The organism is Bradyrhizobium sp. RDI18, from assembly GCF_043203335.1.
Classification (GTDB): domain Bacteria; phylum Pseudomonadota; class Alphaproteobacteria; order Rhizobiales; family Xanthobacteraceae; genus Bradyrhizobium; species Bradyrhizobium retamae.
In genome coordinates this window covers 1966946-1987750 of sequence record NZ_JBICRN010000008.1, presented here as the reverse complement: position 1 = coordinate 1987750, position 20805 = coordinate 1966946, and the positions used below count along the sequence as shown (strand labels likewise).

The following is a 20805-nucleotide window of genomic DNA, read 5'->3' as shown; positions in this document are numbered from 1 at the left end:
GGTTGGTCGGGTCTGGTTGGCGACGAAACTAGCGGGCTATCGATCATCAGCCAAAGTTGTTATTTCTCTATACATTATCAGCTTTTTGCATGGATGAAGCATGGACAGCGATGCGCTTCTCACCTTCCTGACCGTTCATCGCCGCGGCGGCATCTCGAATGCCGCAAAAGCGCTGCACCGCTCGCAGCCGGCGATCTCGCGGCGCATTGCATTGCTTGAGCAGGAGCTCGGCGTGCCGCTGTTCGAGCGGATCACGGGGCGCACGACGTTGAGTGACGCCGGAAAAGTGCTGGTGCCTCATGCCGAGCGCGCGGTGGCTGCGGCCCAGGATGCGGAGAATGCGGTGCGCGCACTGGCGCGGCCGGATTTAGGACCGGTCGCGCTCGCCGTGGTCGGCACGCTTGCCGGCGGGCGGCTGTCGGCGGTTCTCCAGGCGCTTCGCGGCCGAGCATCCCGACGTCGAACTGAGCCTGCGTACCGCGACCAGCGCAGAGGTCAGCGACATGGTCCGCCGCGGCGAGGTGACCATCGGCCTGCGTTATGACCGCGACGGCTCGCGCGACCTCGACTGCGAATTGCTGGTCTCCGAACGGCTGCAGGTGGTGTGCGCGCTGGACCATCCGCGCGCCGGCCGCCGTGTCGCAAAGCTCGCCGGGTTGCGCGGCGAGCGCTGGATCGCCTTTCCGATCGTGCCTGGCAGGCGCGAGGTCACAGCGGCGCATGTCTTTGCGCTGTTTCAAACCCATGGATTGGGTGAGATCGATTGGACGCCGGTCGACAGCCTGACCGCGCAGAAGCGCCTGGTCGAAGCCGGCCTTGGCATTGCGCTGTTATCGGAGAGCAACGCTGCAGAGGAACTGCGACACAAGACGGTTTCGACAATCGTCGTGGGCGATCTTAAGGCAAGCCATGACGTCGTCACAGTAACGCGCCGCGGCGGCTTCCTGAGCGCGGCGGCGCGGCGATTGATGGAGATCGTTCGAAGGGAGTACGGAAAGGCAAAGCCCGGGCACTGACCCGCGCTGTCATTCCGAGGCGCGTCGAAGACGCGAACTATGGTGCGCAATAGCGCACCTGAGAATCTCGAGATTCTCCAGGGGCGCAAGGGGCACCCATCGCTACACGACGTCCCGGAATAGCAGGTTAGTTCCCCGCCTTCACCTGTGCGGCGGCAACCGCGATCAGTTCGTCCATCTTGACGCGAACTTCCTGCGCGGTGACGGCGACGCCCTTGGCGGTAAGATCCTTCACCACCTTGTCCTGGACGTCCTTGTCGCCGGCTTGCTCGAAATCGGCCGCGACCACTTCCTTGGAATAGGCGGTGGCGGCATCGCCCGACAGGCCGAGCTTTTCCGCTGCCCAAAGACCGAGCAGCTTGTTGCGGCGCACCTCCGCCTTGAACTTCTGCTCCTCATCGAGGGCGAACTTCTTCTCAAAACCTTCCTCGCGCTTGTCGAAAGTGGTCATTCTTCGGTTCCAATCCCCGTAAACGGTAAATAAGGCCGCGTTGTCGCGGCCCGATGGACTACCTAGATAGAGGGGGCGAATCGGTAAAACAACGGTCCGTTAAGCCGCAGGCAATCGGGATAAGTTGGGCCCAATCGGGCCGGGTCGATTGTGCTGGATGGGCCAATCGGTTAGGTTGCCATCAGGCGAGGTTCTTGTTCTGTTTCCGGTCGCTTAAGTTCAGGACCTGGCCTTCACGGCAGCTCCGTCGTGGTCGCAAACCCTTGTCATCCGGAGCACACCAATTTCATGGATTTCAACAAAACACGGTACATCCCAATGAGCCGTCGACGCCGTATTTATGAAGGCAAGGCCAAGGTCCTGTATGAAGGTCCGGAGCCGGGAACCCTGATCCAGCACTTCAAGGATGATGCGACCGCGTTCAATGCCAAGAAACACCAGGTGATCGAGGGCAAGGGCGTCCTCAACAACCGGATTTCGGAGTACCTGTTTCAGCACCTCAACGACATCGGGGTGCCGACCCATTTCATCCGCCGCCTCAACATGCGCGAGCAGTTGATTCGCGAGGTCGAGATCGTGCCGCTGGAGGTGGTGGTGCGGAACGTCGCGGCCGGTTCGCTGTCGCAGCGCCTCGGCATCGAGGAGGGCACCCAACTGCCGCGCTCGATCATCGAATTCTATTACAAGAACGACCAGCTCAACGACCCCATGGTGTCGGAAGAGCACATCACCGCGTTCGGCTGGGCGACGCCGCAGGAAATCGACGACATCATGGCGCTCGCCATCCGCGTCAACGACTTCCTGACAGGGCTGTTCCTGGGGATCGGCATTCGCCTGGTCGATTTCAAGATGGAATGCGGCCGCCTGTTCGAGAACGAGATGATGCGGATCATCGTCGCCGACGAAATCTCGCCCGACTCATGCCGGCTGTGGGATATCAAGTCGAACGAGAAGCTCGACAAGGACCGTTTCCGCCGTGATCTCGGCGGCTTGCTCGAAGCCTATACCGAAGTGGCGAAACGCCTGGGCATTCTGATGGAGAACGAGCGCCCGGCCGGTTCGGGGCCGGTGCTGGTGAAGAGCTAAAGTAGAACTGGGGCAAATCTCGTGAAGGCACGCGTTACCGTTACGTTGAAGTCCGGCATCCTCGATCCGCAGGGCAAGGCCATCGAAGGCGCGCTGAAATCGCTCGGCGTCGATGGCGTCGCCAGCGTCCGCCAGGGCAAGGTGTTCGACATCGAGCTTTCTGGCTCGGACAAGGCCAAGGCCGAGGCGGCATTGAAGGATGCCGCCGACAAGCTGTTGGCGAATACCGTAATCGAGAACTACCGGGTCGAGCTTTTGGGATGAGGGTGTGAGCGGCGGGCTTGCCACTCACAGCCATCCCACGCTGCGGAAACGCCAGTACAGCCCGGTGCAGGCGGTGAGCATCAGCCCCAGCACCAGGAAATATCCGTAGTCCCATTCCAGTTCGGGCATGTGCTTGAAATTCATCCCGTAGACTCCGGCCAACGCCGTCGGCACGGCGATGATGGCGAGCCACGAGGCCAGCTTCTTGGAGACCGCCGTCTCGTGGGCCTGGCCGACCAGAAGGCTTGCCTCGAAGGCGAACGCCAGCACCTCGCGCATTGAATCGGTGCGCTCCTGAATGGTCCTGACGTGGTCGGTGACATCGCGAAACAGCGCCTGCATGGTCGAACGCACCATCGGAAGGTTGTCGTGTTCGAGCCGGCGGCAGACTTCCACCAGGGGGCCAATCGCATTGCGCAGTCGCAATAGATCCCGGCGCAGCATGTAGAGCCGTTCGACCTGGGCCCGCGTGATGGTGCTGGCGAGGACGTCGTCTTCAATCTTCTCGACCTCGTCGTGGATGGTTTCCAGGACAGGGGAATAGTTGTCGACGATGAAATCGAGGATGGCGTAGAGAATATAGTCCTCGCCACGCGCCAGCGCGCGGGGGCAGCTCTCGCAGCGTTCGCGCACTGCTGCATACGAGGTCGATGCGCCGTGGCGGACCGAGACGAGATAGCCTTCGCCAACGAACAAATGAGTTTCGCCGAACGCGATCCTGCCCTGGATCAGTTGCGCCGTTCGCGCCACGATGAACAGGCCGTCGCCATATTGCTCGATCTTGGGCCGCTGATGGGCGTGGTTGGCGTCCTCGATCGCGAGGTCGTGCAGGTCGAACTGCTGCTGCACACTCTTCAGTAGCGCCAGGTCCGGCTCATACAGGCCGATCCACACGACGTGACCGGGCTTGCTGCGCCAGCTCGAAGCCTCCTCGATGGCGATATTGGCGACGCGGCGGCCGTCGACGTAAACACCGGCCGCGACGACACCTTCGGACGTCATCGGTTCGGTCGCAGCGGTCGCCCGCGACGGGACATTCATGGCTTCCATCCCTGAGCGATTGTTGTTGAGCACGGCTGCCGCGCAGGCCGTTTTGGCGACGCTAGCACTGGAAAAACCGGCGTCAAATGGTTATGTCTCTGCCGGGTCGGCGGTTCTGCCGACGATTCTCGTTTCCAACCGGGAACCTCCATGAAATCCGCCGTCCTCGTCTTCCCCGGAATCAATCGCGAGCGCGACATGGCGCGCGCGCTCAAGCTCGCCTCGGGGCAGGAGGCTGCGATGGTGTGGCATGCCGACACTGCGCTGCCGAAGGGGACCGATCTGGTCGTAGTGCCCGGCGGGTTTTCCTACGGCGATTACCTGCGCTGCGGCGCGATTGCCGCGCGCGCGCCTGTCATGGACGCGGTGCGCAAATATGCGGCCGATGGCGGGCTCGTGCTCGGCGTCTGCAACGGGTTTCAGATCCTGTGCGAAGCGGGCTTGCTGCCCGGCGTCTTGATGCGCAATGCGCGGCTGAAATTCATCTGCCAGGATGTGCACCTGCGGGTCGAGCGCTCGGATACGCCGTTCACGCGCGGCTACAATGCCGGCCAGGTCATCCGCGTGCCGGTCGCGCACGGCGAGGGTAACTACGAGGCCGATGAGGAGACGGTGAAGCGGCTGGAAGGCGAGGGGCGCGTGCTCTACCGCTATTGCTCCGCCGACGGCATCGTCGACGAGGAGTCCAACATCAACGGCGCCGCGCAGTCGATCGCCGGCATCGTCAATGAGCGCGGCAACGTGCTCGGCATGATGCCGCACCCGGAAAACCACGTCGAAGACATCATGGGCTGCACCGACGGCCGCGGCTTGTTCGCAGGGCTGGCCGCGCATCTGGAAAAAGCCGCGTGAGGTTCTTGGTGTCGCGCCTGACGATTGTCGTTGTGGCGCTGCTATGCGCCGTGGCAGCCCACGCGCAGGATTATCCCAAGCGGCCCATCACCATGATCGTGCCGTTCGCGGCCGGCGGCACCTCCGACGTGATCGCGCGCGTGGTTGCCGAGGAGATGACCAAGTCGCTCGGGCAGCCGATCGTAATCGAGAACGTCGCGGGCGCCGGCGGCTCGACTGCGCTGACGCGTGCCGCGCGGGCGGAAGCAGACGGCTATACCATCGCGATCGGCAATGCCGGCACCAGCGCCGCGACCTATACGATCTATCCGAAACTGCCGTTCACGCCGGATTCCTTCGTGCCGATCGCGGTCGTTGCCAAGACGTTCGGTATCGTCGCGTTGCGCAAGGATTTCCCCGCCAAGAACCTGCAGGATTTCATCGCCTATGCGAAGAAAAATCCCGGCAAGGTCAATCTCGGCCATGCCGGCGCCGGCTCCTCGAATTTCCTGATCTGCAGGAGCTTTGTGCAGGCGGCCGGCATCGACGTCACGCTGGTCGGCTATCGCGGCGCGGCGCCGGCGCTGACGGATGCGATCGGCGGCCAGATCGACGGCGTCTGCGACGCGGCCGCGTCGGTGTCGCAGGCGATCGATGACAAGCTGGTAAGGGTCTCGTCGTCGGCTCAACGGTGCGGCTTGCAACCTTGCCCGCCCTGCCGACTTCCTCCGAGGCCGGCCTTCCCGAATTCGAGGCGCAGGGCTGGAACGGCCTGTTCGCTCCAAAGGCACGCCGCCTGCGATCATCGCGAAGCTGAACGCCGCCGCCAGGACCGCCGTCGAGAGCGAGGCGGTGAAGAAGCGTTTTCACGATCTCTCCACCGTTGCGCCCGACGCCAACGAGCACGCGAGCGAAGTGCTCGGCCAGTTGGTGACGCGCGACGTCGAGAAATACAAAAAGCTGCTGGAAGAGAAGAAGTAGCGCCGGCGATCATGTGATAAAAAGCCCCGCAGAGCGGGGCTTTTGTTATCGGCCGGTAGTCGAACCCGGCCCCGTCGGCGACAGGGTCGAACCGCTCGGCGAGGGGTTGATGTGGGTGTTCCCTGACGGGTTCACTGTACTGTTTCGGCCGGCTGCTGCACTGCCGGCATCGTTGCTCATGCCGGTGGTGGCATTACCGCCCGTTCCACTGCCGGCGGTCGTTCCGCTGGTGGAGGATCCTGCCGCACCACCTGCCGCCGCGCCGCCCGTGCCCGAACTTACGCCCGCGCCGCTGCCGCCGGCTTGCGCCAGGGCGAAGGTGTTCGTGAATGCCAGCGCCATGGCCAATCCGATTGTTGCGAGTTTCATGATTGCTCCTCTTCTTGCTGCGTAACGGCGCAACACGATGCGCTCGCATGCGTTCCAGCGCGTCAATCACGGTTGATTGCTGTTCCACCACCGTTCCCGCAGGCTCAGGCGGAGTGGCTTTCGATCGCCGAAAAACAGCATCGGCTTGATTGCGCGACAATCTTCATCCGCCTTTCGGCTTCCCGCGCAGGCGCTCGATCCATTTGCGATAATGGCCGCGCGGGATGGTCATCGCGGCGACGCCCGCCATCACCAACACGAGGCCGAGTGCCAGATTCGGCGGCACGGGTTCGCCGAGCAGCAGGACCGACAGGCCGACGCCGATCGGGATGCGCAAGTATCCCTGCGCATTGGTGGTCAGTGTGCCGAGCCGCGTCAGGCACATGTAGAACAGCATCAGCCCGAAGGCGCTCGAGAAGATGCCCATCGCGGCCGTGGCAATCAGCGCCTCTGGCGTCGGCCGCAAGGTCCAGGGATGATCGACGATCAGCGCGAGCGGCAACAGCACCGTGCCGCCGAACAACAGCGAGCCCGCTGCGACCACCATCGCGTCGTAATCGGTCAGCTTGAGCCCGAAGATCGTGGCGCAGGCGAACGAGATAGTGGCGATCAGGATGACCATTTCGGCAAAGAGGTTGCTGGAGAGCCCGCCGAGCGTATCGAGGCCGATGGTCACGGCCGTACCGGCCAGGCCCAGAATGGCGCCGATCAGCTTCAGCAGCGTCGCCGGCTCATGCCTTGTGATGGCCCAGGTGATGAGGAAAGCGAAGATCGGCGTGGTCGAGGCCAGCACCACGGTCGGCGCCGCCGCCACATATTGCTGCGCCCAGGTGATCATCAGGAAAGGAATCGTCGAGTTGATGGTCTGCTGGAATGCAAACAGCCTCCAGGCCTTGCCGTCCGTCGGCAGCCGCAGACCGCGGGCGCGCAGGATCACCAGCAGGAAGCCCGCCGCGATCAGCGAGCGCGCCGAGATGAAGGTGACCGGCGGGATCGAGCCGAGGCCGATCTTGGTCAGCGGATAGGTCGAGCTCCAGCAGCACGCCAGCGCGAGCAGTAATGCGTAGTCGCGCCAGCCGCGACGTGCCTGTAGCGCGTCAGGTGGCAACGGCGCCGGTGCCAGTCGGCTTCTTCCACTTCACCCGCTTGATGGTGCCGGAGAAGGTGAACAGCGACCGTTCGCCGGATTTCAGCACGCCGCGCAGGAAGATCAGCGAGCCGCCGGCGCGGGTGATTTCGCCCTCGCACTCGACCAGCTCGCCCTCGCGCGCGGCATCGAGAAATTCGCAGGCAAACGATACCGTCACGCCGGGCCCCTCCAGCACGGAGGAGGCGATTGCAAACAGGCAATAATCGGCGAACGACATGAAGCAGCCGCCATGGACGTTGCGCATGCCGTTGAGGTGCTTCTTCTCGACCCGGAACGCGCAGCGGACCTTCCCGTTTTCGTCCATGCGGTGCCAGAACGGGCCGTTGTGGGTCTCGAAACTGTCGCGGGTCCAGGTCCGCCAGCCGGCAAATTCGCCCTCGGTTTCGACATGCAGATCGGGGCGGCGGTGAAATGCATTTTGGGGGAGTTCGTTCACTAAAAATGACCTTCAATTCGATGTTTCAGCCCTTAAATCCGATCCGGGAACGATGTGCAAACGCTGATCCCGCAACGCGCGCCCGCGCAAAGCTCTGGACAGGGCGGAAATGCGCCATAAAAGGCCTTTTCGCACCCCCTCGATCTTCCTATTAAGGCACCCATGAACGAGCCCCAGATCACCCCCGAACTCGTCGCCAGCCATGGTCTGAAGCCCGACGAGTATGAGCGCATCCTCAAGCTGATCGGGCGGGTGCCGACATTCACCGAGCTCGGGATTTTCTCGGCGATGTGGAACGAGCACTGCTCGTACAAATCCTCGCGCATCCATCTGCGCGGCTTGCCGACCAAGGCGCCCTGGGTGATCCAGGGCCCGGGCGAGAACGCGGGCGTGATCGACATCGGAGACGGGCAGGCGGTGGTCTTCAAGATGGAGAGCCACAACCACCCGAGCTACATCGAGCCGTATCAAGGCGCGACCACCGGCGTCGGCGGCATTTTGCGCGATGTGTTCACGATGGGTGCGCGGCCCATTGCCTGCCTCAATGCGCTTTCCTTCGGCGCGCCGGAGCATCCGAAGACGCGCCATCTGGTGTCGGGCGTGGTGGCCGGTGTCGGCGGCTACGGCAACTCCTTCGGCGTGCCCACGGTCGGTGGCCAGGTGCGCTTCCACACCCGCTACGACGGCAACATCCTGGTCAACGCGATGGCGGTCGGCCTCGCCGAGACCGACAAGATTTTCTACGCGGCAGCCTCCGGCGTGAACATGCCAATCGTCTATCTCGGCTCCAAGACCGGCCGCGACGGCATTCACGGCGCCTCGATGGCGTCGGCCGAATTCGACGATGACTCCGCCGAGAAGCGGCCGACGGTGCAGGTCGGCGATCCCTTCGCCGAGAAGCTCTTGCTGGAAGCCTGCCTCGAGATCATGGAAAAGGGTTGCGTGATCGCGATCCAGGACATGGGCGCGGCCGGGCTGACCTGCTCGGCGGTCGAGATGGGCGCCAAGGGCGATCTCGGCGTCGAACTCGATCTCAACGCAGTGCCGACCCGTGAAACCGGCATGAGCGCCTACGAGATGATGCTCTCGGAAAGCCAGGAGCGCATGCTCATGGTGCTCAAGCCAGAGAAGGAAAAAGAGGCCGAGGCGATCTTCACGAAGTGGGGGCTCGATTTCGCCATCGTCGGCTACACCACCCCGAGCAAGCGCTTCGTGGTGAAGCATGGCGGCGACGTCATGGCCGATCTGCCGATCAAGGAATTGGGCGACGAGGCGCCGGTGTATGACCGCCCGCACGTCCCATCCGCAGCCTTGCCGATGGTGCAGGCACGCGAAGTGGAGCCCCCAGTTGGCATTTCCGCGACGCTGGAGAAGCTGATCGGCACGCCGGAGCTGTGTTCGAAGCGCTGGGTCTGGGAGCAATACGACCACGTCATTCTGGGCAATACCGTGCAGCGTCCGGGCGGCGATGCCGCGGTGGTGCGCGTCGAGGACGGGCCGAAGGGGCTCGCGCTCACCGTCGACGTCACGCCGCGCTATTGCGAGGCCGATCCGTTCGAGGGCGGCAAGCAGGCCGTCGCGGAGGCCTGGCGCAACATCACCGCGGTCGGCGGCCGTCCGCTCGCGATTACCGACAACCTCAATTTCGGCAATCCGGAGCGGCCTGAAATCATGGGCCAGTTCGTCGGCTGCCTGAAGGGCATTTCCGAAGCCTGCCGCACGCTCGATTTCCCTGTCGTGTCGGGCAATGTCTCGCTCTACAACGAAACCAACGGCCGCGGCATCCTGCCGACGCCCTCGATCGGCGGCGTCGGTCTGCTCGACGATTTCACCAAATCGGCGACGCTGGCTTTCAAGGCGGCCGGCGAAGCGATCCTCCTGATCGGCGATACGCAAGGCTGGCTCGGACAGTCCGTCTACCTGCGCGACATCTGCGGCCGCGAAGAAGGCGCGCCGCCGCCGGTTGATCTCGCCGCCGAAAAGCGCAATGGCGACGTGGTCCGCGGCATGATCCATGCTGGCACCGCGACCGCGGTGCATGACGTCTCCGACGGCGGCCTGCTGATCGCCTTGGCCGAGATGGCGATTGCCAGTGGCATCGGCGCGCAGCTATTGGCGGCGCCGAACGCGATCGTGCCGCACGCTTACTGGTTCGGCGAGGATCAGGCGCGCTACATCGTAACGGTGCCGGCAGCCGACGCCGGCCTGGTGCTGGCGAAGATGAAGGGCGCAGGCGTGCCGTGCGCGCGGATCGGCACCACGGGCGGCGATGCGATCGCCGTTGCCGGTGAAGCGCCGGTCGCGGTGGATGCGCTGAAAACGGCGTTCGAGCACTGGCTGCCGGCCTATATGAGCGGGAAGGCGGCTTAGCGACGCTCTTTCCACGTCGTTGCGAGCGAAGCGAAGCAATCCATGCCGCCGCTTGCTGTGAGATGGATTGCTTCGCTGCGCTCGCAATGACGGTTGAAACAGCTACAGCACCCTTGTCGCGCCCGGGATCTGCCGCAACGCGCGCGTCAGCGCCCAGCTCGCCGCGACTGTAAGCACAAACCCGATCGCGACCTTGACGATCGCCGGCAGGTCATAGTCGAACAGCCAGTATTGCAGCCACAGCGCGATCGGGTAGTGCACCAGGAACATGCCGTAGGCGTCCGACTGCATCGGATCGAGTAGCTTGGCGGAGCCTGATTGTCTGAATCTTTGAAAAATGGCCAGGATCAGAAACATGATGGCCACGCTGAAGACGGTGAAGCAGATCGCATAGAGCACTTCATACCAGTCCGGCAATGGCGACGGGTTGCCCAGTATTTCGCGTTTGATGAAGATCAGCACCCATAGCAGGCAATACGGAACGATCGCCAGCACCATCCAGTCCCAGCTTACCTTCGCCATCCGGCCGTCTGCAGCGAGCAGCCCGCGATCCATTTGCGCAACGCCGATGCCGGCACCGAAAAAGAAATAGCTCGCATAGAGCATCACGCGCCCGTGCTGGACCGAGAACGGCCCGAACTCAAACCAACTGCTGTGTCCGTAGTGAACCAGCCCGGGAATATAGAACGCAGCGGTGACGGCAAGCATGACCGCGAAGAACACTGCGGGCCGGCGGCGGCCGTACAGCGAGAGGCGGTTGACCGGATCGAGCAGGTTGGGTGACAGCCGATACAAGATGCAGGCCACCACATCGAAACTGAGCAGGACCCAAAGGAACCAGATCGGCCCGCTCGGCCACGGGCCCTTCGTGATCATATTCCACCAGTATTCCGAAAAGCCGATCTCGGGATGGTGCCGCAGGGAGATGGCGTAATAGGCGAGCGGAATGACCGTGAAGGCGCAGATCACGAACGGCAGCCCAAGCCGAAGCAGGCGATCTGCCAAATAGCTCAGCGGTCCCTTCCGGGCGATGCCAGACCAGGCGAACAGTCCCGACAGGAAGAAGAACATCGCCATGAAGAAACTATCAGTGGCGAGCACGATCATGTCGAAGCCGAAGAAGTACTTCGGATCGGTATGACCGAAATAGGTATAGGGGATGACGGCGTGGTGGAGCAGCACCACCAGCGTCAGGAAGGTGCGCGCGCGATCAAGCGAAAGGTTTCGCGATTTGGCCTTGGGCACCGCGCCCACGTCGGCATGCCCCACGGTGGAAATCGATGTCATGCGCGCCTCCCAGCCAGGCTATGTGGTCAAATGTTGCCGCCCGGAACCTGATTCAGCAAGGCCCAAATAGGGGCGCTGGCGAACCCGCATCTCCGGGCTGATCGGAACCGGCCGTGCAACCGGCCGTTAGGTCGGGTGAATTTGATGGGCCACCACTGGCATGGCCCTGGAAGTCCCGGAGCAAGCGATGACAATTCTCAAATGGGCGCTGATCTTCTTTCTGGTGTCGATCGTTGCCGGCATCCTCGGCTTCACCGGCATTTCGGAGGCCTCCGCCGACATCGCCCGCTTCCTGTTCTATGTCTTCGTCGTGATCTTCCTGGTGCTCCTGATCCTCGGGCTCACGATATTCAGGGTGTAGCTCAATGCCGTCATTCCGGGGCGATGCGAAAGCATCGAACTACGGTGCGCAATTGCGCACCTGAGAATCTCGAGATTCCGGGTCTGGCGCTTTGCGCCATCCCCGAATGACGTCCTCGCTTGCTACGCCACTTCCTCGATCGTCACCTTGTCCGGATAGAACGCCAGATGGCCGGCGATCTCGGCCATGGCCGGGAAGGGCGTCTCATAGGTCCAGATCGAATTTTCGAGGCTCTTGCCGTTGGCGTTGATGCTGAAATAGTTCGCGTCGCCCTTGTAAGGGCAGTGCGTGGTCCGCTCGGTGCGGGACATTAACGCCATATTGGCGTCCTCGCGCGGCACATATTGCACCGCCGGATAGCTGGCTTCCTTCAGTGTCAGCGCGCGGGTGGTATCGGCAATGACCACGCCGCCCACCGAGACCCGGACGCGCTTGGGGTTTGCCGTAATCGTGATCGGATGGTCGGGACCGGGCAATTTCATGATTTTGAGCCTCTTTTTCGGTCAGCCCGAAATGATCGGGCGCGACGCGATCTCGCGGTGTCAAACGCTTCGGCCCGTAATATAGTGCCGCCAGGCGTGACCTAGAAGAGCGTACGCGCTAGGTTTGGCCCTCACGGTCGCGCGAGCCGGCCGTGATTCTGAAACACCTGACGGAGACATGCTGGAATGCCGATGGATGCCCACGATATCGAGTCGATGATCAAGGCAGCTATCCCCGATGCCGAGGTGACGATCCGCGATCTCGCAGGCGATGGCGACCACTACGCCGCGACCGTGATCTCGGAGTCGTTCCGCGGCAAGTCGCGCGTGCAGCAGCACCAGATCGTCTACCAGTCGCTCAAGGGGCAGATGGGCGGCTTGCTGCATGCGCTGGCGCTGCAGACCGGGGTACCTGGCGGACCCGGGGTACCGGAGAGGTAGTCCCGGACGGCGGGGGCATCGATGACAGACAACGCACACGGCGCGCTGTTTCGCCGGATCGTGCCGCACCAGCATAGCCGCGTCACCTACGCGGAGTTGTTCTTCGATCTCGTCTTCGTCTTCGCGATCACGCAAATTTCGCACACGCTGCTGGCTCACTTTACGCCGCTGGGTGCGTTACAGGTCACGCTGCTGTTTCTCGCGGTCTGGTGGGTATGGGTATTCACTACCTGGATCACCAACTGGCTTAATCCCGAAAAGACTCCGGTCCGGCTGCTGCTGTTCGCAATGATGCTGGGCGGGCTGGTGCTATCGACATCCATCCCAAAGGCATTCGACGAGCGCGGCTTGTGGTTTGCGATCGCCTATGCGGCGATGCAGGTCGGCAAGACGATATTTCTGTGGTTGTCGACGCCGCCGTCGCGGCCGCGGACGCGCATGAATGCCGTCCGGATCGCCGCCTGGCTTTCGCTGTCGGCCGTCTTCTGGATCGCCGGCGGGATAGCGGAAGGGCAGCCGCGGTTGATGCTGTGGGTCACAGCGCTCGTCATCGAATATATCTCGCCGGCGGTGCGGTTCTGGATTCCCCGCTATGGCGCGTCCTCGGTCTCGGACTGGATGATCGAAGGCGGCCACATGGCCGAGCGCTGCGCGCTGTTCATCATCATCGCGCTCGGCGAATCCGTCGTGGTGATCGGCGCAACCTTTGCCGAACTCGCCTGGACCACCGAAAACGTTCTGGCGTTCGTCTCGGCCTTGGTCGGCAGCATTGCGATGTGGTGGATCTATTTCCACATCGGTGCCGAAGCCGGCTCCGAACAGCTCTCAAAATCGAGCGAGCCGGGAAGGCTGGCGCGGCTGGCCTATACCTATCTGCACATGCCGATCGTGGCCGGCATCATTGTCGCGGCGGTGGCGGACGAACTGGTGCTGAAACACCCCGGCGGACATTCCGACCTCAAGACGGTAATGAGCGCGATCGGTGGCCCCTTGCTGTTTCTGTTCGGGACCATCCTGTTCAAGCTGAGCTTTCGCGGCTTCCTTCAACTCTCCCACGGCGCGGGCATCATCGCGCTTTGTGCGCTCGCCTGGTTCGCAAGCGAGCTGTCGCCGTTGATGCTGTCGATCCTGACCACCGCGATCATGATCGCGGTCGCAGTGTGGGAAACGGTCTCGCTGCGATCCGACCCTGCAGAGTAGTAGCTTTAATCCAGCCTGGGCCGCCTCATCGGCACCAGTTGCGGCGAGTTGTACTGATCGACGACGTTTCTGAGAACGAGATCTGACAGTTGGACGACGAGAGCCCGGAGCCTCGCATTTTCCTCGCGAAGCGCCACCCGCTCGGTGTCTGCTCCTTCGTCCCAGCCCGTGTCCGTATCACTGTGAACAGACGAAGATGCCGAACGTTGCCTGTGGTTGCTGGACGCTGGAAATGCGTTGCCCATAACTGATATCCCCTGGCACGAACTCACCCCAAGCCATGCTGCCGCGGAGGCTGGGCTGAGTCCGCGTCAAAAATTGGACATTTCGAAGGGGAAACGACAGCGCAGATGGACCGTTTTGCGGGCGGGTCGATAAAGATGAATACTTGTTAAGAAGTTTGGTTATACTGAGCCCGGACAAGGTGTGGGGACGCGCGGCGGCGTAAGCACCTTTCCATCAAACCTTGACCAGCGCGATCACTCAGTGCCCACGGGGTGCCGTGGCTGGAAATACGCGCCTATGAAACAGAGCGATGCAAGAGTACGGATTATTCAAGAGTGGGACCGCTGGATCTTGACGCAGACGATCGATCCGGACGGACCGACTGGAAAAGATTCGTTGAAGTTCTTTCACGAACTGCAAGATGCAGGGTCTCCGCTACTGGATTTCCAGTCCCGCGGACAAGACAAGTGGCGGATCATTCACGCGTGGCTGTTAGGTGCGGACCGATTGTCCGATGATTGGATATCTGTCGCTCCCCGGATTGCGCCGACACGCAGGCCGCGACCGGACCGCAGGCGGTCCGTCTGCAAGACGTGAGCTGCAAACCCGCGGCTAGAGCTTTTCGGTTCTGATTGAATCAGAACCGGGCTCTAGATACTTGCTTTGACGCGTTTTCTTGACGCTAACCGGTGTCCACCCCGGATCAAGTCCGGGGCAGGCTTTCGCTTGAAAACGCTCTAATCCTCAGTCCGACGCCGCCAGCGCGTGAACGGAGAACATCTGGTCGCGATCGTTCCAGGATTCCCGCACCGACCAGCCGGACTCGCGCGCCAACGCGGTGAAGCGGTCGAAGCTGTATTTGTAGCTCGACTCGGTGTGGATGCTCTCGCCGGGACGGAATGAAAAATTCCGTCCCAGGATGCGCACGCTCTGCGCCTTCTTGGAAATCAAATGCATCTCGATGCGATGGCGCTCGCGGTTATAGACCGAGCGGTGCATGAAGGCGGAGACGTCGAAATTGCCGCCGAGTTCGCGGTTGATGCGGACCAGTACGTTGAGATTGAACCGCGCGGTGACGCCGGCGGCGTCATTGTAGGCGTCGTACAGCACCCGCTCGTTCTTCTCGAGATCGACGCCGATGATCATCTGTGCGCCTTTGCCCAGAATGTCGCGTGCGCTGCGCAGGAAGGCGCGCGCCTCATGCGGCTCGAAATTGCCGAGCGTCGATCCTGGAAAGAATCCGACCTTGGGCTGGTCAGCGATTTCCGCCGGCAGCTCGAACGGCGCGGTGAAATCGGCGGCGACCGGATAAACGCCGAGATCGGGAAAATCGTTGCGCAAGCCGCCGGCTTGCGCGTTCAGGAAATCGCCGGAAATATCGACCGGGACATAGGCGGAAAAATCGCAGCGCTCCAATAGCAGGCGGACCTTGGTGGTCGCGCCGGCGCCGAATTCGACCAGGGCCGCACCTTTCGGAATGAGTGCAGCGATTTCATCGCCGCGGCTGCGCAGGATGCCGACTTCGGTGCGGGTCGGGTAGTATTCCGGCAGCACCGTGATCTGCTCGAACAGCTCGGAGCCCGTGGCGTCGTAAAAATACTTCGGCGACAGCCGTTTGGGGAACTGCGAGAGGTCACCGATCACGTCGCCGGCAAAGGCGGAGGTCTGTTCGTCGAACGGGTGCGTTTGGGCCAAAGCGGCGGCATGCACATTCATGATACTCTCCTGAACGCGCTTTCCGGCGCGCTTCGATGATCGAAAATGTCAGGCGTAATCGGCGAGGCGTAACCCCGTGAATTGCCAGCGGTGGTGTGGGTAGAAGAAGTTACGGTAGGTGATACGGCTGTGGCCGGCCGGAGTTGCAAGCGAGGAGCCGCGCAGCACGAGCTGATTGACCATGAACTTGCCGTTGTATTCCCCGAGCGCCCCCTCGATGGCGCGGTAGCCGGGGTAGGGGGAGTAGGAGCTGCGGGTCCACTGCCAGACGATGCCGAAGGCATCGTTGAGCTGACCGGCGCGGGCGGCGACCTCCCATTCCATTTCGGTCGGCAGATGGCGGCTGGCCCAGCGTGCAAACGCGTCCGCCTCGTAATAGCTGACATGGCAGACCGGGGCGGCCGGGTCGATCGGCTGCAGCCCGCCAAGCGTCATGATCCGCCACTCGCCGTCGACCTGGCGCCAGTGGCCGGGGGCCTGCCAGCCCTCGCCAGCCACCGTGGCAAAGCCGTCCATCAGCCACAGCGTGGCCGTGCCGTAGCCGCCGTCCTGCATGAAGGCGAGCCATTCCGCATTGGTCACGAGGTTGCGGGCCAGCCTGACCGGGCCGACCAGGGCGCGGTGCGCGGGCTTTTCATTGTCGAAATGGAAGCTGTCGTCGGCGTGGCCTACGGTGTGGATGCCCTCGTTGAGGGTGGTCCACTCGTCTACCGAACGGTGCGATGTTGGGAGGCGCCACTCCGGATCATAGGCCGGCGGGATCGGGTTCTGGGCAAATGCGTGCAGGATGTCGGTCAGCATCAATTCCTGATGCTGCTGCTCGTGATTGAGGCCGACCTCGACCAGCGGGACCAGTTTTGTGAGGCGCTCTTCGCCGGCGGTCTGGAAGAATTTGACCACGGCGGCATCGACATGCCGGCGATAGGCGGTGATCTCGTCGGCGCTCGGACGGGTCAGATGGCCGCGCTGGTGACGGGCGTGCCGCGGTCCGGCGCTGACATAATAGGAATTGAATAGAAACGCGTAGTCAGGGTGGAAGGGCTGGTAACCCTCGCAATGCTCGCCGAGCAGGAATTGCTCAAAGAACCAGGTGGTATGGGCGCGGTGCCATTTGGCCGGGCTGGCGTCCGGCATCGACTGGATGAGCTGGTCCTCGGGGCTCAACGGAGCGGCCCGGCGCTCGGTCTCGCCGCGGACAGCCAGATAGGCCTCCACCAAATTCTGGGCGAGGGCGCCGGAATCCGAGAAAAGTGACGGGGCAGGGGTCGCGAACGCGGCGGCGGATACTGGTTTCGTCACAGGTGTCTCCGGTGAGAGGAGAGAACGTTGGTCTGGCAAACAGGTTCCTGACAGGCAGTCCGTCCTAGATAGGGGTTCCGGTGCGGGAAAAAAGCCTGCCCGCGCTATGACATTAATGCTGTCGGACTATGGAAGGCGGGCGCCCGGAGCCGGCCCCGAGCATGCCAGCTCTTCGCCATTTTACTTTGGATGCACAACGGTTTGGGCTACATATATGGCAAGTATCCGGGTTACATAGACGAAGCCGGCCCGTTACGCGACGCCGCAGGGGCTGAGCCCCAAAAGGAAGCAAATATGAGCATCGAACAATTCATCGACAACGAAGTGAAGTCGAACGACGTCGTGCTGTTCATGAAGGGCACGCCGCAGTTTCCGCAGTGCGGTTTCTCTGGCCAGGTGGTCCAGATCCTCGACCACGTCGGCGTAGGCTACAAGGGGCTGAACGTCCTGGAATCCGCCGAGCTTCGCAACGGCATCAAGGAATATTCGAACTGGCCGACCATCCCGCAGCTCTACGTCAAGGGCGAATTCGTCGGCGGCTGCGACATCATCCGCGAGATGTTCCAGGCTGGTGAATTGCAGCAGCTCTTTGTCGACAAGGGCGTCACCGTCAACGCGGCGGCTTCCGCCTGAGCGGGCTGGCGCGCCAGGTCGGCCAGGCGCGGCTGGAAGTCATTGTTGCCGACATTACCGGCTTGCGCGTTGACGCCATCGTCAACGCGGCGAATTCGTCGCTGCTCGGCGGAGGTGGCGTCGATGGGGCGATCCATCGGGCGGCAGGACCTGAACTGAAGCGCGAGTGCCGCACGCTAAACGGCTGCGCGACCGGCGACGCCAAGATCACCCAAGGATACCGGCTGCCGGCCAGGCATGTGATCCACGCCGTCGGGCCGGTTTGGCACGGCGGCAATGTTGGAGAGGACGGGTTGCTCGCTTCCTGCTATCGGCGCTCCCTCGAACTGTGCCAGGCCAATGCGCTCTCCTCTCTGGCATTTCCCGCGATCTCTACGGGCGTCTATCGCTTCCCTGCAGACCGTGCGGCGGGCATCGCCGCCGCAACCGTCGTCGATGCACTGGCCGCGGCGCCTGCCGTGACAAGGGTTATCTTCTGCTGTTTCTCCCCTGACAGCGCTCGGTTGCATGAAGAGGCGCTGGCAGCCTTTGGCAGCCCTTGCGCCGACTGACGCTGCGGCTACACTCCTCTCCGAATTCTGGAGGGGGTTCCAATGAACTTGCGTCAAATGCTGCGCGCGCTTGCCTGCGGCGCGGTGATGCTGGCGGTTGCGCCACAGGTCCGCGCCGAAGGCACGTTCGATATTCCCGCCGGTGCGCGCTTCAACAAGGAAAAGCTTGCGAAGATCACCGAGTTCTTTGGGAACGAGGTGGCGACCGGGAAAATCGCGGGTGCGAACGTCCTGATCCAGCAGCATGGTAAGCCGGTCTATCACGAAACCTTCGGCGTTCAGGACGTGGAGTCCAAGAAGCCAATCAACGACAAGACCATCTTTCGCCTGTTCTCGATGACGAAAGCGATCACGTCGGTCGTGGCCATGCAATTGGTCGAGGACGGCACGATCAAGCTCGACGATCCCGTCTCAAAGTACATTCCGTCCTTCGCGAATGTGAAGGTCGGCATCGAGAAGAAGGCCGAGGATGGCACCAAGACGCTCGAGCTGGTGCCGCCGACCCGGCCGATGACGGTCCGCGACCTGATGGTGCATACGTCAGGGATCACCTACGGCTTCTACGGCGACACCCTGGTCCGCAAGGCCTATGCGGCCGCCAATATCTATGACGGAGATTTCGATCTGGCCGGGTTCGCCGAGCGGATCGCCAAGCTGCCGCTGCACAATCAGCCGGGCGCGCTCTGGCAATACGGCCATTCCACCGACATCCTGGCGCGGGTGATGGAAGTCGCGTCGGGAAAATCCCTGTTCACGATCATGCGCGAAAGGCTGCTCGATCCGCTTGGCATGGTTGACACCGGTTTCTACATCACCGATCCGGAGAAGCAGAAGCGGATGGCGCTGCCGGTACCGAACGACAGCAATTTTCGCGTCGGCCGCGACACCAACCCGACCAATGTCAAGAAGATCGAGTTCGCCAGCGGCGGCATGTACTCGACCATGGCGGACTACCGCCGCTTTACGCAGATGCTGCTCAATGGCGGCACGTTCGAGGGCAAGACCTACCTGAAGCCCGAAACGTTCAAGCTGATGACGACCGACTATGTCGGCCCCGGGTCTGGGGTCGAGCGGGACTATTTCTATTTCCCCGGGGACGGCTTCGGAATGGGCCTCGGCCTTGCCGTGCGCACCGATCCGGGCAATGCCAAGCCGCCGCCGCCGGGATCGCTTGGCGAATTGAAATGGGATGGCGCCAGCGGCTGCTATTTCGTGGTCGACCGCAAGCAGGACATGTTCTTCGTGCTGCTTGAGCAGACGCCGACGGAACGCCAGCGCATCCAGCGGACGCTGAAGCAGTTGGTCTATGAAGCTCTGGAGAACTGACGGCACGGTAGGGCGTTGCCTTGCTGCGGCGACGCTTGTGGTTTGCCTGGTCAGCGGCCAACCGCAGGAGGCGCGGGCCGAGCCGAATGCACCGGCCGCGCCAACTTTTTCGCGAGCGGCCCTTGACCGGATTGGTGACTACGTTCGCAGCGAGGTCACGGCCGGCAAGATTCCCGGTGCGGTGCTTCTGATCCAGCAGCACGGCAAACCAGTCTATCTTGAATGTTTCGGCGTGCGGGACCCTGCGTCCAGCCAGCCGATGACGTCGGACACCATTTTCCAGATCTATTCGATGTCGAAGGCCGTCACCTCGGTTGCCGCGATGATGCTGATCGACGACGGGAAGCTGGCCCTCGACGATCCTGTGTCCAAATACATTCGTGCCTTTGCGGATGCGAAAGTCGGTGTCGATCTTTCCGATGAAGCAGGACAGTACCCGCTCAAGCTCGAGCCGCTGAAGCGCCCGATCACGATCAGGGATCTGCTGCGGCACACGTCGGGCATCACCTACGGTTTCTTCGGCGAAACCGCGGTGCAAAAACTCTATGCCAATCCGCGATTATACGCCGGCGACTTCGACAATGCCGAATTCGCTGACCGCATCGCGACGCTGCCGCTCGCCGATCAGCCGGCAACGCGTTGGAACTACAGCCATTCGACCGACGTGCTCGGCCGTGTCGTCGAGGTGGTCTCGGGGCAGACGCTGTTTCAATTCGAGAAGCAGAGACTGTTCGATCCGCTCGGCATGTCCGAGACCGCATACTATGTCGCAGATGACGCGAAGTGGCCGCGCATCGCCCAGCCATTTCCCGTTGATCGTTTTCGGGTGGCCGGAATCAAGGATCCGACAGAGCCGCGGCGCTGGGAATCCGGCGGGGCAGGCCTGGTCTCGACGGCCGGGGACTACGCGCGATTTCTGCAAATGCTGCTGAACGGCGGCGAGCTGGACGGCAAGCGCTATCTCAAGCCTGAGACCGTCGCACTGATGACGTCGGATCAGATCGGGCCGGAGACCAAGATCATTCACGATCCCTTTTACTTTCCGGGCCCATCCAGCGGATTCGGTCTTGGCTTTGCCGTGCGCACCTCACCGCCGCCAAACACGACATGGCCGCTCGGCGAATACCGGTGGGATGGCGCAGGCGGAAGTTTCTATTTTGTCGATCCGCAGGACGACTTGCTCGTTGTCTTCATGGTGCAGGCTCCGACGCAGGGCGGGCGAATTCAACTGGCGCTGAAGACGATCATGTATGAGGCGCTCGGCAAGGGCCTGCGCAAGGATTGACAAT

The 20805-nt window shown here is 62.4% G+C and carries 22 protein-coding genes and 1 pseudogene; 14 read left to right on the top strand and 9 right to left on the bottom strand.

All coding sequences use genetic code 11. The features are described 5' to 3' along the window. Positions 1-100 precede the first annotated feature (100 nt). Both ACFXS9_RS18715 and ACFXS9_RS18710 read left to right on the top strand, forming a co-directional pair. Complete coding sequence (locus tag ACFXS9_RS18715) at positions 101-544, top strand: LysR family transcriptional regulator (RefSeq protein WP_392690967.1); 444 nt, start codon at positions 101-103, stop codon at positions 542-544. Then, positions 465-1016 (top strand): substrate-binding domain-containing protein, encoded by a 552-nt coding sequence (locus ACFXS9_RS18710; protein WP_392699849.1) that lies wholly within the window; start codon positions 465-467, stop codon positions 1014-1016. The genes ACFXS9_RS18715 and ACFXS9_RS18710 overlap by 80 nt, the downstream gene beginning before the upstream one ends. Positions 1017-1143: 127 nt before the next feature. Here the strand turns inward: ACFXS9_RS18710 and ACFXS9_RS18705 are convergent, their stop codons facing one another. Further along, entirely contained in the window at positions 1144-1467 is a 324-nt protein-coding gene (locus tag ACFXS9_RS18705) for a DUF1476 domain-containing protein (RefSeq protein WP_334363628.1), read from the bottom strand. A gap of 318 nt (positions 1468-1785) precedes the next feature. On the opposite strand from ACFXS9_RS18705, the gene purC reads away from it, so the two are divergent. Together purC and purS are read left to right on the top strand one after the other, a co-directional pair. Further along, the gene (gene purC / locus ACFXS9_RS18700; RefSeq protein ID WP_008974302.1) at positions 1786-2553 is read left to right on the top strand and encodes a phosphoribosylaminoimidazolesuccinocarboxamide synthase; all 768 of its coding nucleotides are present in this window, start codon (positions 1786-1788) and stop codon (positions 2551-2553) included. A gap of 21 nt (positions 2554-2574) precedes the next feature. Then, positions 2575-2817, top strand: a complete 243-nt coding sequence (gene purS / locus ACFXS9_RS18695) for a phosphoribosylformylglycinamidine synthase subunit PurS (protein WP_065728615.1) — start codon at positions 2575-2577, stop codon at positions 2815-2817. Positions 2818-2841: 24 nt separating this feature from the next. On the opposite strand, the gene ACFXS9_RS18690 is transcribed toward purS, so the two are convergent. Then, entirely contained in the window at positions 2842-3858 is a 1017-nt protein-coding gene (locus tag ACFXS9_RS18690) for a CorA family divalent cation transporter (protein WP_392690961.1), read from the bottom strand. 150 nt (positions 3859-4008) lie between these two features. Here ACFXS9_RS18690 and purQ point away from each other — a divergent pair, with 150 nt between their 5' ends. Both purQ and ACFXS9_RS18680 read left to right on the top strand, forming a co-directional pair. After that, positions 4009-4710, top strand: coding sequence for a phosphoribosylformylglycinamidine synthase subunit PurQ (gene purQ, locus ACFXS9_RS18685; RefSeq protein ID WP_392690959.1), 702 nt, complete (start codon positions 4009-4011; stop codon positions 4708-4710). Beyond that, positions 4707-5670, top strand: a pseudogene (locus ACFXS9_RS18680) (tripartite tricarboxylate transporter substrate-binding protein). Before purQ ends, ACFXS9_RS18680 begins: the two are co-directional and overlap by 4 nt. A 45-nt stretch (positions 5671-5715) precedes the next feature. Here ACFXS9_RS18680 and ACFXS9_RS18675 read toward each other — a convergent pair. From ACFXS9_RS18675 to ACFXS9_RS18665, 3 genes are all read right to left on the bottom strand, one after another. Beyond that, on the bottom strand, positions 5716-6039 hold the full coding sequence (locus tag ACFXS9_RS18675; RefSeq protein WP_392690958.1) for a hypothetical protein: 324 nt from the start codon (positions 6037-6039) through the stop codon (positions 5716-5718). Positions 6040-6202: 163 nt separating this feature from the next. After that, positions 6203-7147 carry a DMT family transporter gene (locus tag ACFXS9_RS18670; RefSeq protein ID WP_392690955.1) on the bottom strand — a complete coding sequence of 315 codons (945 nt, stop codon included), beginning with the start codon at positions 7145-7147 and terminating at the stop codon, positions 6203-6205. Beyond that, positions 7137-7625 carry a PaaI family thioesterase gene (locus ACFXS9_RS18665; protein WP_334374331.1) on the bottom strand — a complete coding sequence of 163 codons (489 nt, stop codon included), beginning with the start codon at positions 7623-7625 and terminating at the stop codon, positions 7137-7139. Before ACFXS9_RS18665 ends, ACFXS9_RS18670 begins: the two co-directional genes overlap by 11 nt. A gap of 162 nt (positions 7626-7787) precedes the next feature. Here ACFXS9_RS18665 and purL point away from each other — a divergent pair, with 162 nt between their 5' ends. After that, the gene (gene purL, locus ACFXS9_RS18660) at positions 7788-9995 is read left to right on the top strand and encodes a phosphoribosylformylglycinamidine synthase subunit PurL (protein ID WP_392690952.1); all 2208 of its coding nucleotides are present in this window, start codon (positions 7788-7790) and stop codon (positions 9993-9995) included. A gap of 102 nt (positions 9996-10097) precedes the next feature. Here purL and ACFXS9_RS18655 read toward each other — a convergent pair whose 3' ends face one another. Next, positions 10098-11282 carry an acyltransferase gene (locus ACFXS9_RS18655; RefSeq protein ID WP_392690950.1) on the bottom strand — a complete coding sequence of 395 codons (1185 nt, stop codon included), beginning with the start codon at positions 11280-11282 and terminating at the stop codon, positions 10098-10100. A gap of 187 nt (positions 11283-11469) precedes the next feature. Between ACFXS9_RS18655 and ACFXS9_RS18650 the strand changes: the two genes are divergently transcribed. Continuing rightward, a complete protein-coding gene (locus tag ACFXS9_RS18650) occupies positions 11470-11643 on the top strand; it encodes a DUF1328 domain-containing protein (RefSeq protein ID WP_028349982.1) in 174 nt (57 codons plus the stop codon). 122 nt (positions 11644-11765) lie between these two features. On the opposite strand, the gene ACFXS9_RS18645 is transcribed toward ACFXS9_RS18650, so the two are convergent. Beyond that, positions 11766-12125 carry a DUF427 domain-containing protein gene (locus ACFXS9_RS18645; protein ID WP_057843766.1) on the bottom strand — a complete coding sequence of 120 codons (360 nt, stop codon included), beginning with the start codon at positions 12123-12125 and terminating at the stop codon, positions 11766-11768. A 186-nt stretch (positions 12126-12311) separates the two neighbouring features. Between ACFXS9_RS18645 and ACFXS9_RS18640 the strand changes: the two genes are divergently transcribed. Next, complete coding sequence (locus tag ACFXS9_RS18640; protein ID WP_025590827.1) at positions 12312-12566, top strand: BolA family protein; 255 nt, start codon at positions 12312-12314, stop codon at positions 12564-12566. 21 nt (positions 12567-12587) lie between these two features. Then, a complete protein-coding gene (locus ACFXS9_RS18635; RefSeq protein ID WP_392690947.1) occupies positions 12588-13766 on the top strand; it encodes a low temperature requirement protein A in 1179 nt (392 codons plus the stop codon). Between the two features lie 969 nt (positions 13767-14735). Here ACFXS9_RS18635 and egtD read toward each other — a convergent pair. Together egtD and egtB are read right to left on the bottom strand one after the other, a co-directional pair. After that, the gene (gene egtD / locus ACFXS9_RS18630) at positions 14736-15707 is read right to left on the bottom strand and encodes an L-histidine N(alpha)-methyltransferase (protein ID WP_392690945.1); all 972 of its coding nucleotides are present in this window, start codon (positions 15705-15707) and stop codon (positions 14736-14738) included. Positions 15708-15755: 48 nt separating this feature from the next. Next, positions 15756-17006, bottom strand: coding sequence for an ergothioneine biosynthesis protein EgtB (gene egtB / locus ACFXS9_RS18625; RefSeq protein WP_392690943.1), 1251 nt, complete (start codon positions 17004-17006; stop codon positions 15756-15758). A gap of 294 nt (positions 17007-17300) precedes the next feature. On the opposite strand from egtB, the gene grxD reads away from it, so the two are divergent. From grxD to ACFXS9_RS18605, 4 genes are read left to right on the top strand one after another with little or no spacing between them, the layout of a single operon-like run. After that, a complete protein-coding gene (gene grxD, locus ACFXS9_RS18620) occupies positions 17301-17639 on the top strand; it encodes a Grx4 family monothiol glutaredoxin (protein ID WP_057843761.1) in 339 nt (112 codons plus the stop codon). Continuing rightward, positions 17636-18190, top strand: a complete 555-nt coding sequence (locus ACFXS9_RS18615) for an O-acetyl-ADP-ribose deacetylase (protein WP_392699847.1) — start codon at positions 17636-17638, stop codon at positions 18188-18190. The genes grxD and ACFXS9_RS18615 overlap by 4 nt, the downstream gene beginning before the upstream one ends. A 42-nt stretch (positions 18191-18232) precedes the next feature. Next, on the top strand, positions 18233-19516 hold the full coding sequence (locus tag ACFXS9_RS18610; protein ID WP_392690941.1) for a serine hydrolase domain-containing protein: 1284 nt from the start codon (positions 18233-18235) through the stop codon (positions 19514-19516). Further along, positions 19497-20801, top strand: a complete 1305-nt coding sequence (locus ACFXS9_RS18605; RefSeq protein ID WP_392690939.1) for a serine hydrolase domain-containing protein — start codon at positions 19497-19499, stop codon at positions 20799-20801. The genes ACFXS9_RS18610 and ACFXS9_RS18605 overlap by 20 nt, the downstream gene beginning before the upstream one ends. The last annotated feature ends 4 nt before the right edge of the window (positions 20802-20805 follow it).

What these genes read in the sequence shown, in the direction of transcription:
- ACFXS9_RS18635 (WP_392690947.1), top strand. Translation starts at nt 12,588, where the DNA reads ATGACAGACAACGCACACGGCGCGCTGTTTCGCCGGATCGTGCCGCAC.
- purQ (WP_392690959.1), top strand. Translation starts at nt 4,009, where the DNA reads ATGAAATCCGCCGTCCTCGTCTTCCCCGGAATCAATCGCGAGCGCGAC.
- ACFXS9_RS18705 (WP_334363628.1), bottom strand. Translation starts at nt 1,467, where the DNA reads ATGACCACTTTCGACAAGCGCGAGGAAGGTTTTGAGAAGAAGTTCGCC.
- ACFXS9_RS18645 (WP_057843766.1), bottom strand. Translation starts at nt 12,125, where the DNA reads ATGAAATTGCCCGGTCCCGACCATCCGATCACGATTACGGCAAACCCC.
- ACFXS9_RS18690 (WP_392690961.1), bottom strand. Translation starts at nt 3,858, where the DNA reads ATGAATGTCCCGTCGCGGGCGACCGCTGCGACCGAACCGATGACGTCC.
- ACFXS9_RS18655 (WP_392690950.1), bottom strand. Translation starts at nt 11,282, where the DNA reads ATGACATCGATTTCCACCGTGGGGCATGCCGACGTGGGCGCGGTGCCC.
- ACFXS9_RS18605 (WP_392690939.1), top strand. Translation starts at nt 19,497, where the DNA reads ATGAAGCTCTGGAGAACTGACGGCACGGTAGGGCGTTGCCTTGCTGCG.
- ACFXS9_RS18640 (WP_025590827.1), top strand. Translation starts at nt 12,312, where the DNA reads ATGCCGATGGATGCCCACGATATCGAGTCGATGATCAAGGCAGCTATC.
- ACFXS9_RS18610 (WP_392690941.1), top strand. Translation starts at nt 18,233, where the DNA reads ATGAACTTGCGTCAAATGCTGCGCGCGCTTGCCTGCGGCGCGGTGATG.
- purC (WP_008974302.1), top strand. Translation starts at nt 1,786, where the DNA reads ATGAGCCGTCGACGCCGTATTTATGAAGGCAAGGCCAAGGTCCTGTAT.
- ACFXS9_RS18715 (WP_392690967.1), top strand. Translation starts at nt 101, where the DNA reads ATGGACAGCGATGCGCTTCTCACCTTCCTGACCGTTCATCGCCGCGGC.
- ACFXS9_RS18675 (WP_392690958.1), bottom strand. Translation starts at nt 6,039, where the DNA reads ATGAAACTCGCAACAATCGGATTGGCCATGGCGCTGGCATTCACGAAC.
- grxD (WP_057843761.1), top strand. Translation starts at nt 17,301, where the DNA reads ATGAGCATCGAACAATTCATCGACAACGAAGTGAAGTCGAACGACGTC.
- purL (WP_392690952.1), top strand. Translation starts at nt 7,788, where the DNA reads ATGAACGAGCCCCAGATCACCCCCGAACTCGTCGCCAGCCATGGTCTG.
- egtD (WP_392690945.1), bottom strand. Translation starts at nt 15,707, where the DNA reads ATGAATGTGCATGCCGCCGCTTTGGCCCAAACGCACCCGTTCGACGAA.
- ACFXS9_RS18650 (WP_028349982.1), top strand. Translation starts at nt 11,470, where the DNA reads ATGACAATTCTCAAATGGGCGCTGATCTTCTTTCTGGTGTCGATCGTT.